Here is a 16,975-nt window from a genome sequence, read left to right on the forward strand (position 1 = left end):
GCTGGCGCTCGGCGCCGGCCTGATGGTGGCCAGCCTGCTGCTGCTGATGCTCGGCGCCGCGGTCGGCAGCACGCGCTTCGACGACCTGTTCGCGCTGCGGCACGACCCGGTGGCGCTGCAGATCGTGGCCGACATCCGCCTGCCGCGCACGCTCGGTGCCTGGCTCGCGGGTGCCTTGCTCGGCCTTGCAGGCGCGGTGGCTCAGGGCCTGTTCCGCAATCCGCTCGCCGATCCCTACCTCCTCGGCAGCGCATCGGGCGCATCGCTCGGCGTGGCGCTGGTGCTGACCGTGTTCGGGCTGTCGCCGACCAGCACCCAGTGGGCGGTGCGGCTCGGGATCACGGGCGCGGCCTTCGTGGGTGCGGTGCTGGCGGTGCTGCTCACGCTGGTGCTGGCGCGCGGTGTCGCGCAGACGCTGCGGCTGCTGCTGGCCGGCGTGATCGTCGGCGTGGTGCTGGGCGCCGCCAAGGACCTGCTCACCATCGCTTCGGCCGACATCATGCAGGCCATCCAGGGTTTCATGCTGGGCAGCACCGGGCTGGTCGGCTGGGGCGGCTGCGCCGTGATGGCCGGCCTCGGCGCGCTGTGCGTGCTGCTGGCCTGGGCGCTGGCGCCGGTGCTCGACGGGCTCGCGCTCGGCGAGGCCACGGCCGCCAGCCTGGGCCTGCCGCTGGGTGCGATGCGCGCGGCACTGGTCGTGGTGCTGGCACTGGCCACCGGCACCGCGGTGGCGCAGACCGGCCTGATTGCCTTCGTCGGGCTGGCGGCGCCGCACCTGGTGCGCTCCGTGGTCAAGACCACGCATGCGCGCCTGCTGTTGCTGTCGACCGCGATGGGCGGGCTGCTGCTGATGGCGGCCGACCTGCTCGCGCGATGGCTGATCGCGCCGCAGGAACTTCCGGTGGGCGTGCTGACCGCGGTGCTGGGCGGCAGCTACCTGCTGTGGCTGATGCATCGGCGCGCGGCGCGGGGCGAGCGATGACGGGCGGCGCCGCCTTCGAGGCGCGCGGCGTGTCGGCCCGGCTCGGTGGCATCGAGGTGCTGCACGGCATCGACCTGGCGCTCGCGGCGGGCCGCTGGACCAGCATCGTGGGACCGAACGGCGCCGGCAAGTCGACGCTGCTGAAGGTGCTCGCGGGCCTGCTCGCCCACACCGGCGAGGTGCGCCTGCTCGACCGGCCGCTGAGCGCCTGGAGCGGCCGCGCGCGGGCCCGGCGGCTCTCGTGGCTCGGCCAGGGCGTGGCCGGCGAGGGCAGTGCGGACGACCTGCTGGTGCACGACGTCGCGATGCTCGGCCGCCTGCCGCACCAGCGCTGGCTGGCCGCGCCGAGCGAGGCCGACCTGGCCGCGGTCGAGCGCGCTCTGCGCTGCACGCAGGCCTGGGACTGGCGCACGCGTCCGCTGGGCCAGCTCTCGGGTGGCGAGCGCCAACGCGTGCTGCTGGCGCGCGCCCTGGCGGTCGAGGCCGAGGTGCTGCTGATGGACGAGCCGCTCGCCAACCTCGATCCGCCGCACCAGGCCGACTGGATGCAGACCGTGCGCGCGCAGATCGCGGCGCGCTGCACCGTGGTCAGCGTGCTGCACGAGCTCAGTGCGGCCCTCAGCGCCGATTCGATGGTCGTGATGGCGGCCGGACGGGTGCTGCATCACGGGCCTTGCGACGACCCGGCGACGCACGCGGCACTCGAGGCGGTGTTCGACCGGCGCGTCGCGGTGCATCGCGTGGCTGGCCACTGGCTGGCCGTGCCGCGCTGACGCAGGGACGGACCCGTGGAGGTCGCGCCGTGGGTGATCTCGATGGCGGCGCTCTGGCTGGCGCTGGCCATCGACCTGTGCTTCGGCGAGCCGCCGGCGCGCTGGCATGTCGTGGTCTGGATGGGGCGCTACCTGGCGGCCGCGGGTCGGCTCGTCGCTCCGGCCGCCGATGACGCATCGCAGCGCCACGGGTGGCATTTCGCTGCCGGTGCCCTGGCCTGGTGCCTCGGTGCCGCGATCGTCGTGATGGCGGCCGCGGTGATCGCGACGCTCGCCGCGCGACTGCCTGCGGTGGCGGCGGCGCTGCTGACCGGGCTCGCGCTCAAGCCGCTGCTGTCCTGGCGCATGCTGCGCGACGAGGTGCTGGCCGTCGAGTCGGCGCTCGGGCGCTCGCTCGACGAAGGCCGGGCGCAGCTGGCCCGGCTCGTGAGTCGCGACGTGGCATCGCTCGACGCCGCCGAGGTCCGCGAAAGCGCGATCGAATCGCTGGCCGAGAACCTCAGCGATTCGCTCGTGGCACCGCTCTTCTGGTTCGTGCTGCTGGGCCTGCCGGGTGCCGCGCTCTACCGCTTCGCGAACACGGCCGATGCGATGTGGGGCTATCGCGGCACCCGCGAGGGCCGGCAATGGACGTGGGCGGGCAAGTGGGCCGCGCGCGCGGACGACCTGCTGTCCTGGCTGCCGGCGCGGCTCACGGCCTGCCTCCTGCTGGCAGGTGCTGCAGGCCGCAGCGACCACGGCCACTGCGGCTTCGTCGCCATCCGCCGTGAGGCGCGCCGCACGCCATCGCCCAACAGCGGCTGGCCGATGGCCGCGATGGCGCTGAGGCTGGGCGTGCGGCTCGCCAAGCCCGGCGTCTACGTGCTGAACGCCGCGGGCCGGGTGCCGCAGGCCGCCGACACGCTGCAGGCGGCCCGACGCGCAGGGCGCGCGGTGCTGCTCGCTGCGCTGGCCGGCACCGTGGTGCTGGGCGGGCGCGCGGCCTGGATGCTGGCGCGGCCATGAACGCCGGGTCCGTGGCGCCGGTGCACGGCGGTCCCGACGCGCTGGGTGCCGTGGCGCACGACTTCTCGACCAACGCCAACGGCTGCGGCCCCTGTCCCGCGGCGCTCGACGCGCTGCAGGCGGCCGATGCAAGCCGCTATCCCGATCCGGCCTACGCCGCGCTGCGCGAGCGCCTCGCGTGCTTCCACGGCGTCGAGGCCGGCCGCATCGTGCCTGCCGCAAGCGCGAGCGAGTTCATCTTCCGGATCACGGCCGCCGTGGCACGCACGGGCGGGCGTCGGCTGCTGCTGCCTCGATACGCCTACGGCGACTGCGTCCGCGCCGCGCGCACCTGGGCCTTCGAGGCCGCGGCAGGTCCGCACGATGCCGACCTGGCCTGGTGCTGCGATCCCTCCAGCCCGCTGGGCCAGCCCACGGTCGCGCCGGCCGACCTCGTGCGCGCGTTGCGGGCCGATGCCACCTGCGTGCTCGACCTGGCCTACGAGCCGTTGCGCCTCGAAGGCGAATCGGGCTGGCCGGCCGCCTTGCGCAATAGGGTGTGGCAGCTCTGGACACCCAACAAGGCGCTCGGCCTGACCGGCATCCGCGCCGCCTATGCGATCGCGCCGCTGGCAAGTCAGCTGCCCTCGCTCGTGGCAGCCATGGCGCCCTCCTGGCCCGTCGGCGCCCACGGTGTCGCGTTGCTCGAAGCCTGGACCGGCACTGCCGCCCAGCACTGGCTGTCGCGCAGCCGGGTCGTGCTTGCGGACTGGAAGGCGCAGCAAGGGGCGATCTGCAGCGCGCTCGGGTGGCAATGTCTGCCCGGCGTCGCCAACTTCTTCTGCGCCCGTCCCGACCGCCCGCTGACGCCCGACCGCGTGGCGGCCCTGCGCGCCGTGGGCGTGCAGCTGCGCGACACGGCCTCGTTCGGCCTCGAAGGCCATGTCCGCCTCGGCGTGCTGGCGCCGGCCAGCCAGCAGGCGCTGGCCGATGGCTGGCGCGCGGTGGCCTAGAAGGCCCGGATCGCGGCGGGCGCGGCGCCTCGCGTGCCTAAAGCCGCTGCAGTTGCGGATGCTTCGAGAACAGCTCGGCCGCCCAGTCGACGAAGGCCCGCACCTTGGCGCTCAGGTGGCGGTTCGGCGGGTAGACCACGTGCACCGGCAGCGGCGGGCGCATCCAGTCGGTCAGGATCGGCACCAGTTCGCCGCTGGCGATGTAGGGCTCGGCCATGTAGGTGATCACCTGCGACAGCCCGAAGCCGCCCAGCACCGCAGTCAGGTGCGCATTGCTGTCGTTCACCGCCACGCGGTAGGGGCCGGCGATCTCGAGCTGCTCGTCGCCGCGGTGGAACTCGTGCGGATACACGCGGCGCGTGCTGCCCGAGAAGAAGCCCACCACCTGGTGGCGCTTCTCGATGTCGCTCGGGTGCTGCGGCGCGCCGTAGCGCTTGATGTAGGCCGGCGAGGCCACAGTCATCCACGGCAGGTTGCCGATGCGGCGCGCCACCAGCGACTGGTCGGCGAGTTCGCCGCCGCGGATCACGCAGTCGACGTTGTCGGTGATCAGGTCCACGGTGCGGTCGCTGACGCCCAGGTCGACCTGAATGTCGGGGTAGCGGTCGCAGAAGGTGGCGAGCGCCGGCAGGATCACGAGCCTCGCCATCGAGGAGCCGACGTCGATGCGCAGCCGCCCGGTCGGGTTGGCCTGGGCATTGGTCATGCTCGACTCGATGTCGTCGAAGTCGTTGAGCAGGCGCGCGGTGCGCTCGTAGTAGGCGGCGCCGTCGGGCGTCACGGTGACGCGGCGCGTCGTGCGGTTCAGGAGCTTGACGTGCAGGCGCGATTCCAGCGCCTGGATCTGCTTGGTGACCGTGCCCTTGGGCAGGCCCAGTGAATCGGCGGCACGCGTGAAAGTGCCGGCTTCGACGACGCGGACGAAGATCCGCATGCCCTGGATCTGATCCATCTATGCTGCTCCTGGGGTGGCCTTGAAGGCCGGGGGGAGCGGAATTCTGGCATGCGCTCCTACCCCCATTGTTGGCCGATTGGAAACAGAGTGGGGGTTCGGACGCGGTTGCAGCGCCCGGGCACCGCCTTATATTTGACCTACTGTCCAACACGAGACCGCCCCATGTCCATCAGTCCGAGCCTGCCAACCGCCGACGCCGCCGCACCGGCTGCCGCCTGCGGCGCGGAAACCGACATCCGCATCGAACTGCCCGAGCGGGAACCGGTGCTGGCGCGCATCTACGGCGAGCGGCCGCGCGGCGCCACGGTGCCGCTGGTGCTGCATTTCCATGGCGGCACCTTCGTCTGCGGCGATCTCGACAACGGCCGCAGCGTGGCGCGTCTTCTGGCAGGGGCCGGGGCGCTGGTGGTCTCGCTCGACTACCCGCTGGCGCCCAAGGCGCCGTTCCCGGAGCCGATCGAGGTCGGCTTCGCAGCGCTCGAGTGGGTCTACAAGCAGCGGGTCAAGCTGGGCGGCAAGGGCGCCGAGGTGTTCCTGGCCGGTGAAGAGGCCGGCGGCAATCTGGCCGCGGCCGTCGCCATGATGGCGCGCGACCGGGCGCACCCGCCGCTGGCCGGTCAGATTCTGCTGTCGCCGATGCTCGACCCATGCGCCGGCACCGCATCGCTGCGCCAGGCCACGGGCGACGCCACCCAATGCAAGTGGGCCTCGGGCTGGCAGGAGTTCCTGAGCCGGCCTGTCAATGCCACGCATCCCTATGCCGTGCCGGGTGCCTCGCTGCGGCTGGCCCACATGGCGCGCACGCTGGTGCTCGTAGGCCACGACGACCCGATGCGCGACGAGGCCCTGAATTTTGCGCGCCGGCTCGGCGAGGCCGGAATCGCAGTCACCAGCAGCGTGCTGCCGGGCGCCGCGAACTGGCCCGAGGCCCTCTACCAGCCCGAAGGCTCGGGCTGCAAGGCCTGCGAGGCGGTGGTGCAGAAGCACTTCCGCGACTTCTTCAGCGCGGCCCCCCCGCCGCACTGAGCGACAGCGCACGCCTGGCCGTGCGCTGAATCGAGAGGCTCCGGTCGCCCCGGGGCCCGTCCCCCGAAGCCGAGGCAGCACCTCGAAAAACGCATGGCGATCCCCGCCGGGGAGCCGTGCGCCCTGCAACAACCCGTTTCCCCGCCGTCCTGCGCCATCCGCGCGGGAGGGCGTCGTGTTCCCGAGCGTCACCAAAAGGACCTTTCATCATGTCGCATGCACAACCACCCAAGACCTCCCCGGTCCGCCGCGGCCTCTGGCCCGCGCTGACCGGCGCCACCGCGCTGATCGCGATCGCCTCGGCAGCCCTCGGCTTCCATGCCATGGACGCCGAGGCCAACGACGCCCCCGCGGTCGCGGCGCCGCGCGCCACGCCGGTCGGCGTCGCCACCGTGAACGCCACCGAAGTCAACACCTGGGACGAGTTCTCGGGCCGGCTCGAGGCGGTGGAGCGCGTCGACGTGCGTTCGCGCGTCGCCGGCGCCGTGCAGGCCGTCCACTTCCGCGAAGGTGCGCTCGTCAAGCAGGGCGAGCTGCTGATCACGATCGACCCGGCGCCCTATGCGGCCGAGGTCGACCGCGCCGAGGCCCAGGTCGCGGCCGCCCAGGCCCGCGTCTCGTTCACGCGCAGCGAACTCGAACGTGCGCGCCGGCTCTGGGACGAGAAGGCGATCGCGCAGCGCGAACTCGACGAGCGCAGCAATGCCGGCCGCGAGGCCGAGGCCAGCCTGCGCGCGGCCCAGGCCTCGCTCCAGAGCGCGCGCCTGAACCTCGGCTACACCCAGGTGCGGGCCTCGGTGTCGGGTCGCACCGGACGCCTCGAGGTCACGGCCGGCAACCTGGTCGCGGCCGGTCCCGGCGCACCGGTGCTGACCACCCTGGTTTCCGTCAGCCCGATCTATGCGAGCTTCGAGGCCGACGAGCGGATCGTGGTCAAGGCGCTCAGGGACCTGCCGGGCGGCGCCAGCGCGCGCAGCCGCATCGAGGGCATTCCGGTGCAGATGGGCACGGCGGACAGCGACGGCACGCCCTACGAGGGCCGGCTGCAGCTGATCGACAACCAGGTCGATGCGAAGAGCGGCACGGTGCGCGTGCGCGCGGCCTTCGACAACAAGGACGGCGCGCTGATCCCGGGCCAGTTCGCGCGCATCCGCATGGGCCAGGCGCGCAGCGACACCGCGCTGCTGGTCAACGAGCGCGCGGTCGGCACCGACCAGAACAAGAAGTTCGTGCTCGTGGTCGGCGCCGACAACAAGGCCGAATACCGCGAGGTAACGCTCGGCGCACCGGTCAACGGCCTGCGTGTCGTGACGCGCGGCCTGGCCGCCGGCGAGCGCGTGGTGGTCAACGGGCTGCAGCACGTGCGTCCTGGCGCGCTGGTGGCGCCGCAGGCCACGACCATGGACGCCAAGGCCGAGGTGCCCGCCACCGTGCAGAAGGTCGCGGCGAAGTCCTGAGAACCCGCTCCAGAGGGAGGAAACGAAAATGAATCTGTCCAAGTTCTTCATCGACCGGCCGATCTTTGCCGGCGTGCTGTCGGTGCTGATGCTGATCGCCGGCCTGATCGCGCTCAAGGGCCTGCCGATCTCCGAATACCCCGAGGTGGTCCCGCCTTCGATCGTGGTGCGGGCCAACTATCCGGGCGCGAATCCGAAGGTGATCGCCGAGACCGTGGCGACGCCGCTCGAGGAATCGATCAACGGCGTCGAGGGCATGCTCTACATGGGCAGCCAGGCGACCACCGACGGCCTGCTCACGCTGACCGTGACCTTCAAGCTCGGCACCGACCCGGACAAGGCCCAGCAGCTGGTGCAGAACCGCGTCTCGCAAGCCGAGCCGCGGCTGCCCGAGGAAGTGCGCCGGCTCGGCATCTCGACCATCAAGAGCTCGCCCGACCTCACGATGGTGGTGCACCTGCTGTCGCCCAACGGCCGCTACGACATGACCTACCTGCGCAACTACGCGGTGCTCAACGTCAAGGACCGGCTGGCGCGCGTGCAGGGCGTGGGCGACGTCCAGCTGTTCGGCTCGGGCGACTACTCGATGCGCGTGTGGCTCGATCCGCAGAAGGTGGCGCAGCGCGGCCTCTCTGCCAGCGACGTGGTGCGTGCGATCCGCGAGCAGAACGTGCAGGCGGCGGCCGGCGTGGTCGGCGCCTCGCCGGGTCTGGCCGGCGTCGACATGCAGATCTCGATCAATGCCCAGGGCCGGCTGCAGACCGAGGAGGAATTCGGCGACATCATCGTCAAGAGCGGCGCCGACGGTGCCGTGACGCGGCTGCGCGACGTGGCGCGGCTCGAGCTGGGTGCGTCCAGCTACGCGCTGCGCTCGCTGCTCGACAACAAGGACGCGGTGGCGGTGCCGATCTTCGCGGCACCGGGCTCGAATGCGATCCAGATCTCGAACGAGGTGCGCGCCACCATGGCCGAGCTCAAGAAGGGCATGCCCGACGGCGTCGACTACAGCATCGTCTACGACCCGACACAGTTCGTTCGGGCCTCGATCGAATCGGTGATCCACACGCTGCTGGAAGCCATCGCGCTGGTGGTGCTGGTCGTGATCCTGTTCCTGCAGACCTGGCGCGCCTCGATCATCCCGCTGCTCGCGGTGCCGATCTCGGTGGTCGGCACCTTCGCGGTGATGCATCTCTTCGGCTTCTCGATCAATGCGCTGAGCCTGTTCGGGCTGGTGCTCGCGATCGGCATCGTGGTGGACGACGCGATCGTGGTGGTCGAGAACGTCGAGCGCAACATCGAGGCCGGACTGACCCCCCGCGAAGCGACCTACCGTGCGATGCGCGAGGTCTCGGGGCCGATCATCGCGATCGCGCTGGTGCTGGTCGCGGTGTTCGTGCCGCTGGCCTTCATCAGCGGCCTCACGGGCCAGTTCTACAAGCAGTTCGCACTGACGATCGCGATCTCGACCGTGATCTCGGCAATCAACTCGCTCACGTTGTCTCCCGCGCTCGCGGCACTGCTGCTGCGCAGCCACGATGCGCCCAAGGATGCGCTCACGCGTGGCATGGACCGGGTCTTCGGTCGCTTCTTCGGCGCATTCAACCGCCTGTTCCATCGCGGCTCGGAGGGCTACAGCCGCGGCGTGAAGGGCGCGATCTCGCGCAAGGCGCTGATGATGGTCGTGTACCTCGCGCTGGTGGCCGTGACCTTCGGTCTCTTCAAGGCGGTGCCGGGCGGCTTCGTGCCGGCGCAGGACAAGCAGTACCTGATCGGCTTCGCGCAACTGCCCGACGGCGCCACGCTGGACCGCACCGAGGAAGTGACCCGGCGCATGAACGACATCGTGCTGAAGCAGCCCGGCGTCGAGCATGCCATCACCTTTCCGGGGCTTTCGATCAACGGCTTCACCAACAGCTCCAACTCGGGCATCGTGTTCGTGAGCCTGAAGGACTTCGACCAGCGCAAGACGGCCGAACTGAGCGCCGGCGCGATCGCGGGCCAGCTCAACCAGCAGTTCGCGGGCATCCAGGACGCCTTCATCGCGATCTTCCCGCCGCCGCCGGTGCAGGGCCTCGGCACCACGGGCGGCTTCAAGCTGCAACTGGAGGACCGTGGCTCGCTGGGCTACGCCGCGATGGACGGCGCGGTGAAGGCCTTCATGGCCAAGGCCCAGCAGGCGCCCGAGCTGGCGGGCATGTTCACGAGTTGGCAGGTCAACGTGCCGCAGCTCTATGCCGACATCGACCGCACGCGGGCGCGGCAGCTCGGGGTCTCGGTGACGGACGTGTTCGACACCATGCAGATCTACCTCGGCAGCCTCTATGCCAACGACTTCAACCGCTTCGGCCGCACCTACAGCGTGCGCGTGCAGGCCGATGCGCCTTATCGCGCGCGGGCCGAGGACGTGGGCCTGCTCAAGGTGCGCTCGGCCAGCGGCGAGATGGTGCCGTTGTCGGCGCTCATGAACATCCAGCCCAGCTACGGGCCGGAGCGCGCGATGCGCTACAACGGCTTCCTTGCCGCCGACATCAACGGCGGGCCGGCTCCGGGCTTCTCCTCGGGCCAGGCGCAGGACGCGATCGAACGCATCGCGGCCGAGACGCTGCCGCCGGGCATCGGCTTCGAGTGGACCGAGCTGACCTACCAGGAGATCCTCGCGGGCAACTCGGCGCTGTGGGTGTTTCCGCTGGCGATCCTGCTGGTGTTCCTGGTGCTCGCGGCGCAGTACGAGAGCCTCACGCTGCCGGTGGCGATCATCCTGATCGTGCCGATGGGCCTGCTGGCCGCCATGACCGGTGTCTGGCTCACGAACGGCGACAACAACGTCTTCACCCAGATCGGGCTGATGGTGCTGGTGGGGCTGTCGGCCAAGAACGCGATCCTGATCGTGGAGTTCGCGCGTGAACTGGAGTTCGCCGGCCGCACCCCGGTGCAGGCCGCGATCGAGGCCAGCCGGCTGCGGCTGCGGCCGATCCTCATGACATCGATGGCCTTCGTCATGGGTGTGCTGCCGCTGGTCCTGTCGACCGGCGCCGGCGCCGAGATGCGGCGTGCCATGGGCGTTGCGGTGTTCTCGGGAATGATCGGCGTGACCGCCTTCGGCCTGTTCCTCACGCCGGTCTTCTACGTGCTGCTGCGCCGCCTCACGGGCAACCGGCCGCTCAAGCTGCATGGCGAGGTGCCGCACCTCGATGGCTTCGTTGCGGCCGCTCCGGCGCCGACTTCCGCCGCGGCTGCGCACGGAGGTGCCGCCGGCGGGCCGCTGCGGCCATCGCCTGCGGCACCGCTGGCGCATCTCGAATGAATCCCCGGCCAAGACCTTCTCGAAAGTCAGACATGAGTTCCACATCTTCTTCATTGCACCGGCCGTGGCGCGCCGCATGGCTGCCGCTGCTGGCGGCCCTGGTGCTGGCCGGGTGCGCGACCGCGCCGGCCGAACTGCCGAGCTTCGACATGCCCGCGCAGTTCAGGGAGCAGGCCGGCGCGCAGCCGGCGGATGCGCCCCCGGGCCACTGGACCCGCTCCGCACCGGCCGAGTCCCAGCCGCGCGGCGAATGGTGGCGCGCCTTCGGCGATCCGCTGCTCGACCAGTTGGTGGAGCGGGCGGTCGCGCGCAACACCGACATCGAGGCTGCGGCCGCGAGGCTTTCGGAAGCGCGCGCGCTGGCACGCAGCACCGACGCCGACCGCGCACCGCAGATCGGCCTCGCGGCCGGCGGGGTGCGCAGCGCGGGGCTCGACCGCAACCTGAGTCCGCGGCCTTCCACGCTGGTCACGGCCGGCGTCGACTTTTCGTACGAGCTCGACCTGTTCGGCAAGCTCTCGCGCGCCAGCGAGGCAGCGAAGCTCGATGCCGATTCGCGTGCCGGCCTGCTGCAGAGCACGCGCCTGCTGGTCGAGGCCGAGACGGCGCAGACCTACCTGGCGCTGCGTGCGGTCGACGCCGAGCGCGCCCTGGTGCGCGACACGGTCGAGGCCTATCGCGACACCCTGCGGCTCACGCAGAGCCGCGAGCGCGCCGGCGACGTGGCGGAACTCGACGTGGCGCGGGTCGAGACCGAGGTGGCCTCCACCGAGTCCGAAGGCCTCACGCTCGACCGGCGCCGGGCCGAACTCGAGCATGCGCTCGCGGTGCTGGTCGGCGACCTGGCTTCCGACTTCGCGCTCGCGAGCGGGGATTGGGGCAGTGCCTTGCCGACCATACCGCCGGGCGTGCCGGCCACGGTGCTCACGCGCCGGCCCGACATCTCGGCGGCGCAGAAGTCGGTCTTCGCGGCGCAGGCCCGCGTGGGCGTCGCACAGGCCGCCTGGTTCCCGGACATCGCGCTCACGGGTGGCGGCGGCTACGCCTCGGCCGACATCGGCGACCTGCTGAAGTGGTCGGCGCGTTCCTGGGGCATCGGCGCGCTGCTGGCGTTGCCGGTGTTCGATGGGGGCCGCCGCGAGGCCGGCGTGCAGGGCGCCGCGGCGCGGCTCGATGGCGCGCTCGCCAGCTACCGCGCGCAGGTGCTGGTCGCCTTCAGGGAAGTGGAAGACCAGTTGTCTTCATTGCGCATCCTCGAGCAGCAGTCGGGCGTGCAGGGCAAGGCGGTGGCCTCGGCCACGCGCGCCACCGCGCTGTCCGATTCGCGCTATCGCAACGGCATGGTGAGCCAGCTCGACCTGCTCGATGCGCGGCGCAGCGAACTGCACAACCGGCGGCAGGCGCTGCAGGTGAAGTCGGCGCAATACCAGGCGACGGTGGCGCTGATCCGCGCGCTGGGCGGCAGCTGGGACACGCTCCCGGTGGCCGCCGCCGGTGCGGAGCGCACGCCTGTCGCGAAGCTGGCAGCGGCGCGCTGAGCGCGCTAGAAGCGGGTCTCGTGTTCGGGGCCCGCCAGCTTGCGCAAGGCGGCGGCACCCATGGCGAGCGCGCTCGCATAGCTGGGCTGCGGTGTCGCGGCATCGAAGATCCGGGCGTAGTGGATGGCCTCGGCGGCGTCGCTGTCGAGGGCTTCGAGGATGACCCAGAAGAATTGATGTTCGTTGCGCTCCTCGACCGTGAGCGCGATGTCGCGTAAGGCTGGCATTCGCCGGGGGACTTTCTCTAGCTCGGAAAGGCTCGACCCTAAGCGCGAAACACACGGCCCTTTTCCACCCGATTCAAGCGCATGCCGCTTTGCGTGACGGAGTTCACGTAACGGACAATCGCCGCCATGAATTCATCCGTTCGGGGCAATCGCGCGCGCTGCGTCATGGTGCTGGGCACCACCAGCGGCGCCGGCAAGAGCTGGCTCGCGACCGCGCTGTGCCGCTGGTATGCCCGGCTGGGCCTGCGCGTGGCGCCGTTCAAGGCGCAGAACATGAGCAACAACGCGCGCGTGGTCGAGGGCGGCGAGATCGGAAGCGCCCAGTACTTCCAGGCGCTTGCGGCGCGCGCCGCGCCCGAGGTGCGCATGAACCCGCTGCTGCTCAAGCCCGAGCGCGACACCCACAGCCAGGTCGTGCTGATGGGGCAGGTGAGCGCCGAGCTCTCGCAGCTGCCGTGGCGCGGCCGCAGCGAGCGCGTGTGGCCGCAGATCGCGCAGGCACTCGACGAACTACGTGCCGCCCATGACGTGGTCGTGATCGAGGGCGCCGGATCGCCCGCCGAGATCAACCTGATGGCCAGCGACATCGTGAACCTGCGCGTGGCACGCCATGCGGGGGCACGCTGCCTGCTCGTGACCGACATCGATCGCGGCGGCGCCTTTGCCCACCTCTATGGCACCTGGGCGCTGCTGCACGAAGCCGACCGGCGCCTGCTGGCCGGCTTCGTGCTCAACAAGTTCCGCGGCGATGCGGCGCTGCTGGCGCCCGGGCCGGCGCAGCTCGAGGCGCTGACCGGCGTGCCGACCGTCGCGACCCTGCCGATGTGGTGGCAGCACGGCCTGCCCGAGGAGGACGGCATCTTCGACGACCGCAGCACGGCGGCGGGCGAGGTCACGCGCACCATCGCGGTGATCGCCTGTCCGCGCATCAGCAACCTCGACGAATTCCAGCCGCTGCGGAACATCGCGGGCGTGCGCCTGCGCTGGGCCCGCAGCCCGGCGGAGCTGGCCGATGCCGACTGGATCGTGCTGCCCGGCTCGAAGCACACCAGCAGCGACCTGGCCTGGATGCGTGCCCAGGGCCTCGACCGTGCGGTGGCCGCGCATGCGGCGCGCGGCGGCGCGGTGCTCGGCATCTGCGGCGGACTGCAGATGCTCGGCGAGGCGCTCATCGATCCGCACGGCGTCGACGGCAACGGTCCGGGCCTGGGCCTGCTGCCCGTGGTGACGGTGTTCGAGCCCGACAAGACCGTGCGCCACCGCGAAGCCCGCTTCGGCACGCTGGGCGGGCCCTGGGCGGCGCTGTCGGGCGTCGCCGTGCGCGGCTACGAGATCCACCATGGCCGCACCGCCGAGCACAGCGCCATGGCCGCGGCGGGCGAGCGGGCCCATGCCGTGATGCCCGACGAACTGGCCTGGCAGAACGGCGCCGGCAACGTGCTGGGCCTCTATCTGCACGGCCTGTTCGAGGACCCGGCCGTGCTGCAGGCGCTGTTCGGCATCGCCGCGCGCACGCTCGATGCGGTCTTCGACGGCCTGGCCGACCACATCGATTCCCACTTTGAGCCGGGCGTGCTGCGCTCGCTGATCGAATGACCGCGACCTTGACGCTGCCCCCGGTTCCCGACATCCACGATGCGGCGCTGGCCGTGCGCCTGCAGCAGCGGCTCGACGGCAAGACCAAGCCGCTCGGCGCGCTGGGCCTGCTCGAGTCGCTGGCGCTGCGCATCGGCAGCATCCTCGGCAGCGAGACGCCGGTCTTCTCGGCGCCGCAGATGCTGGTCTGCGCGGCCGACCATGGCCTCGCGGCGCGCGGCATCTCGGCCTATCCGAGCGATGTCACCTGGCAGATGGTGCAGAACTTCCTCGCCGGCGGCGCCGCGGTCAGCGTGCTCGCGCGCCAGCACGGCCTGGCGCTGACCGTGGTCGATTGCGGCGTCAGGCATGAGTTCGCGCCCAGTGCGGGACTGTTGGTTCGCAAGTTCGCGGCCGGCACCGCCGATGCGTCGCTGGGCCCGGCCATGAGCGCGGCGCAGTGCGCGCAGGCGATCGCCAACGGCGTCGAGATCGTGCGCGGGCTGCCCGGCAACGCACTGCTGCTCGGCGAGATGGGCATCGGCAACTCGTCGGCCGCCGCCATGCTGCTCGCGCGGCTCGCGGGCCTGGACATCGATGCCTGCATCGGTGCCGGCACCGGCCTCGACGCGGCCGGCATGGCGCGCAAGCGAGCGCTGCTGCGCGCCGTGCTCGATCGACACGCAGAGGCGACCACGCCGCTGGCGGCGCTGGGCGCCTTCGGCGGCTTCGAGATCGCAACCCTGGTCGGCGCCGTGCTGCAGGCCGCCGAGCAGCGGCGCGTGATCGTGCTCGACGGCTTCATCGCGAGCGCCGCGGTGCTGGTGGCGGCGGCCCTGCGGCCGATGGTGGTGCAGCGCTGCGTGGCCGCGCACGAATCGGCCGAGCCCGGCCATCGGCTGCTGCTCGCGCGCCTCGGCCTTGCGCCGTTGCTGCGGATGGACCTGCGCCTGGGCGAAGGCTCGGGCGCGGCACTGGCCTGGCCGCTGCTCGACTCGGCCAGCCGCGTCCTCGCGCAGATGGCGAGCTTCGAATCGGCGGGCGTATCGCAGCGCGGTGAAGCCCGATGAACGGGGTGCGTCATTTCCTGCTCGCGCTGCAGTTCTTCACGCGCGTGCCCGTGACCGGCGGCCTGGCCGGATGGGTCGGCTACAGCCCTGCGATGCTGCGCGCGAGCGCGGCCCATTTTCCCGGCGTCGGCTGGCTCGTCGGTGCGGTCGGGGCCGGCGTGTTCGTGATCGCGCAGCTCGGCCTGCCGGGGTGGGCGGGAGCCCTTGTCGCGGCGCTGCTGTCGACCATCGCCACCGTCTGGATGACCGGCGCCTTCCACGAGGACGGACTGGCCGACCTGGCCGACGGTCTCGGCGGCTCGGCCGATCGCGAGCGCGCGCTGGCGATCATGAAGGACTCGCGCATCGGTGCCTTCGGCGCGATCGCGCTGGTGCTGGCGCTGGCACTCAAGGTGGCGCTGCTGGCCGTGCTCGCGGGGCAGGGCGCGCTCGCGGTGGCCGCGGCGCTGGTGGCGGCCCACGTGCTGTCGCGGCTCGCGCCGCTGTTCCTGATCCGCTGGCTGCCCTACGTGGGCGGCGAGGGCGGAGAGGGTGGTGCCAGCAAGGCCAAGCCGCTGGCCGATGCCATTGGCGGCAGCGCGCTGCTGGCCGGCATCGCGTGGTCGCTGCCTGCGCTCGGGCTGCTGGTGGCGACGCATGACACGGCGCATGGCCTCGCGGCGCTGGCGCTGTGCGCGGTCGCGGCGCTGGGGGTGGGCCGGCTGCTGCGGCGACGGCTGCAGGGCTTCACGGGCGATGGGCTCGGCGCGACCCAGCAGGTGGCGGAGATCGCGATCTACCTCGCGCTGGCCTGGCAGGCATGAAGCTGACACTGATCCGTCATCCGCGCACCCTGGCCGAGGAGGGCCTGTGCTACGGGCGCACCGACGTCCCGGTGGCGGCCGAGCTCACGCGCGAGGTGGCCGAGCGGGTGGCGCCTGCACTGCCGCGCGATGTCTCGATGGCCTGCTCGCCGCTGGTGCGGTGCAGCGGGCTCGCGGCCGCCATCACCGAGTTGCGGCCCGATCTGCGGGCGCGGCCCGACCCGCGCCTGGCGGAAATGGATCTCGGGCAATGGGAAGAGGGGATGTGGTCCGCGATCGAGCGCAGCGCCTTCGATGCCTGGATGCGCGACTTCGCCGATACGCGCGCGGGCGTCGACGGCGAGAGCACGCGCCAGTTCATGCAACGGGTCGGCGCGGCCTTCGACGACTGGAAGGCCGGCGGGCGCGATGCGATCTGGGTCACGCACGCGGGTGTGATCCGCGCGGTGCGGCTGCTGCACGCGGGGCTGCGAAGCGTCGAGCGCTCCGACCAGTGGCCGGCCGAGCCGATCGCCTTCGGCGAGGTGGTGGTCTTCGACGTCGCGGAGGGCCAGGGCGCGAGCCCTCAGGGTGCCGGCGTCTTGGGCTTGTAGTCGCAGTACGTCGACACCGCGCAGCGCCAGCACTGCGGCTTGCGCGCGATGCAGACGTAGCGTCCGTGCAGGATCAGCCAGTGATGCGCGTGAAGCCGGTAGGCCGGCGGCACGCGCTTCTCGAGCTTGAGCTCGACCTCGAGCGGCGTCCTGCCCGGTGCCAGCCCGGTGCGGTTGCCGACCCGGAAGATATGGGTGTCGACCGCCATGGTCGGCTCTCCGAAGGCGACGTTGAGCACCACGTTGGCGGTCTTGCGGCCGACGCCCGGCAGCGCCTCGAGTTCGGCGCGGGTACGCGGCACCTCGCCGCCGTGCTGCTCGACCAGCATGCGGCAGGCCTCGATCAGGTGCTTCGCCTTGCTGCGGTAGAGGCCGATGGTCTTGATGTAGCCCTCCAGGCCCTCGACGCCGAGATCGAGGATGGCCTGTGGCGTGCTGGCGACCGGGAACAGCCGGCGCGTGGCCTTGTTGACGCCGACGTCGGTGGCTTGCGCCGACAGCAGCACCGCGGCCAGCAGTTCGAAGGGCGTGTCGTACTCGAGCTCGGTCTCGGGGTTCGGATTGGCCGCCTGCAGCGTGGCGAAGAACGGCTCGATTTCTGATTTCTTCATCGTGTCGGCAAGTTTAGGACCGCTGCGACAATGGGGGTCGCGCAAACTCGATCCCAGAAGGCCA

At 71.6% G+C, this 16,975-nt stretch carries 15 protein-coding genes; 12 read left to right on the plus strand and 3 right to left on the minus strand.

Translation table 11 applies throughout. From position 1 onward, the window contains the following. Window positions 1–22 precede the first annotated feature (22 nt). Genes QTH87_RS11685 through QTH87_RS11700 form a run of 4 tightly spaced genes read left to right on the plus strand, consistent with a single transcriptional unit; the run spans window position 23 to window position 3,752 of the window. Complete coding sequence (locus QTH87_RS11685; protein ID WP_286610361.1) at window positions 23–982, plus strand: FecCD family ABC transporter permease; 960 nt, start codon at window positions 23–25, stop codon at window positions 980–982. Continuing rightward, window positions 979–1,755 carry an ABC transporter ATP-binding protein gene (locus QTH87_RS11690; RefSeq protein WP_286609119.1) on the plus strand — a complete coding sequence of 259 codons (777 nt, stop codon included), beginning with the start codon at window positions 979–981 and terminating at the stop codon, window positions 1,753–1,755. Before QTH87_RS11685 ends, QTH87_RS11690 begins: the two co-directional genes overlap by 4 nt. A gap of 42 nt (window positions 1,756–1,797) precedes the next feature. Continuing rightward, window positions 1,798–2,760, plus strand: a complete 963-nt coding sequence (cbiB, locus tag QTH87_RS11695) for an adenosylcobinamide-phosphate synthase CbiB (protein ID WP_286610363.1) — start codon at window positions 1,798–1,800, stop codon at window positions 2,758–2,760. Continuing rightward, window positions 2,757–3,752: an aminotransferase class I/II-fold pyridoxal phosphate-dependent enzyme gene (locus QTH87_RS11700; RefSeq protein WP_286609121.1), complete on the plus strand. Its 996-nt coding sequence runs from the start codon at window positions 2,757–2,759 to the stop codon at window positions 3,750–3,752. Before cbiB ends, QTH87_RS11700 begins: the two co-directional genes overlap by 4 nt. A 37-nt stretch (window positions 3,753–3,789) precedes the next feature. On the opposite strand, the gene QTH87_RS11705 is transcribed toward QTH87_RS11700, so the two are convergent. Further along, a complete protein-coding gene (locus tag QTH87_RS11705) occupies window positions 3,790–4,704 on the minus strand; it encodes a LysR family transcriptional regulator (RefSeq protein ID WP_286609123.1) in 915 nt (304 codons plus the stop codon). Window positions 4,705–4,869: 165 nt separating this feature from the next. On the opposite strand from QTH87_RS11705, the gene QTH87_RS11710 reads away from it, so the two are divergent. The 4 genes from QTH87_RS11710 (at window position 4,870) to QTH87_RS11725 (ending at window position 12,032) form a co-directional block, all read left to right on the plus strand. Then, window positions 4,870–5,733, plus strand: coding sequence for an alpha/beta hydrolase (locus QTH87_RS11710; RefSeq protein ID WP_286609125.1), 864 nt, complete (start codon window positions 4,870–4,872; stop codon window positions 5,731–5,733). A gap of 209 nt (window positions 5,734–5,942) precedes the next feature. Next, window positions 5,943–7,190: an efflux RND transporter periplasmic adaptor subunit gene (locus tag QTH87_RS11715; protein ID WP_286609127.1), complete on the plus strand. Its 1,248-nt coding sequence runs from the start codon at window positions 5,943–5,945 to the stop codon at window positions 7,188–7,190. 28 nt (window positions 7,191–7,218) lie between these two features. Then, window positions 7,219–10,494, plus strand: a complete 3,276-nt coding sequence (locus tag QTH87_RS11720; protein WP_286609128.1) for an efflux RND transporter permease subunit — start codon at window positions 7,219–7,221, stop codon at window positions 10,492–10,494. Window positions 10,495–10,526: 32 nt separating this feature from the next. Beyond that, window positions 10,527–12,032, plus strand: a complete 1,506-nt coding sequence (locus tag QTH87_RS11725; protein ID WP_286609130.1) for an efflux transporter outer membrane subunit — start codon at window positions 10,527–10,529, stop codon at window positions 12,030–12,032. 5 nt (window positions 12,033–12,037) lie between these two features. Here QTH87_RS11725 and QTH87_RS11730 read toward each other — a convergent pair whose 3' ends face one another. Beyond that, window positions 12,038–12,259, minus strand: a complete 222-nt coding sequence (locus QTH87_RS11730) for a hypothetical protein (RefSeq protein WP_286609132.1) — start codon at window positions 12,257–12,259, stop codon at window positions 12,038–12,040. Between the two features lie 126 nt (window positions 12,260–12,385). Here QTH87_RS11730 and QTH87_RS11735 point away from each other — a divergent pair, with 126 nt between their 5' ends. Genes QTH87_RS11735 through QTH87_RS11750 form a run of 4 tightly spaced genes read left to right on the plus strand, consistent with a single transcriptional unit; the run spans window position 12,386 to window position 16,300 of the window. Next, entirely contained in the window at window positions 12,386–13,855 is a 1,470-nt protein-coding gene (locus tag QTH87_RS11735) for a cobyric acid synthase (RefSeq protein WP_286609134.1), read from the plus strand. Then, window positions 13,852–14,904 carry a nicotinate-nucleotide--dimethylbenzimidazole phosphoribosyltransferase gene (cobT, locus tag QTH87_RS11740; RefSeq protein ID WP_286609135.1) on the plus strand — a complete coding sequence of 351 codons (1,053 nt, stop codon included), beginning with the start codon at window positions 13,852–13,854 and terminating at the stop codon, window positions 14,902–14,904. The genes QTH87_RS11735 and cobT overlap by 4 nt, the downstream gene beginning before the upstream one ends. Then, window positions 14,901–15,707, plus strand: a complete 807-nt coding sequence (gene cobS / locus QTH87_RS11745; RefSeq protein ID WP_286609136.1) for an adenosylcobinamide-GDP ribazoletransferase — start codon at window positions 14,901–14,903, stop codon at window positions 15,705–15,707. Before cobT ends, cobS begins: the two co-directional genes overlap by 4 nt. Further along, window positions 15,704–16,300, plus strand: coding sequence for a histidine phosphatase family protein (locus tag QTH87_RS11750; RefSeq protein WP_286609137.1), 597 nt, complete (start codon window positions 15,704–15,706; stop codon window positions 16,298–16,300). The genes cobS and QTH87_RS11750 overlap by 4 nt, the downstream gene beginning before the upstream one ends. Here the strand turns inward: QTH87_RS11750 and nth are convergent. Beyond that, window positions 16,273–16,911, minus strand: a complete 639-nt coding sequence (gene nth, locus QTH87_RS11755; RefSeq protein WP_286609138.1) for an endonuclease III — start codon at window positions 16,909–16,911, stop codon at window positions 16,273–16,275. The genes QTH87_RS11750 and nth overlap by 28 nt on opposite strands. Between the last annotated feature and the right edge of the window lie 64 nt (window positions 16,912–16,975).

The organism is Variovorax jilinensis, from assembly GCF_030316885.1.
Taxonomy (GTDB): Bacteria; Pseudomonadota; Gammaproteobacteria; order Burkholderiales; family Burkholderiaceae_C; genus Variovorax; species Variovorax jilinensis.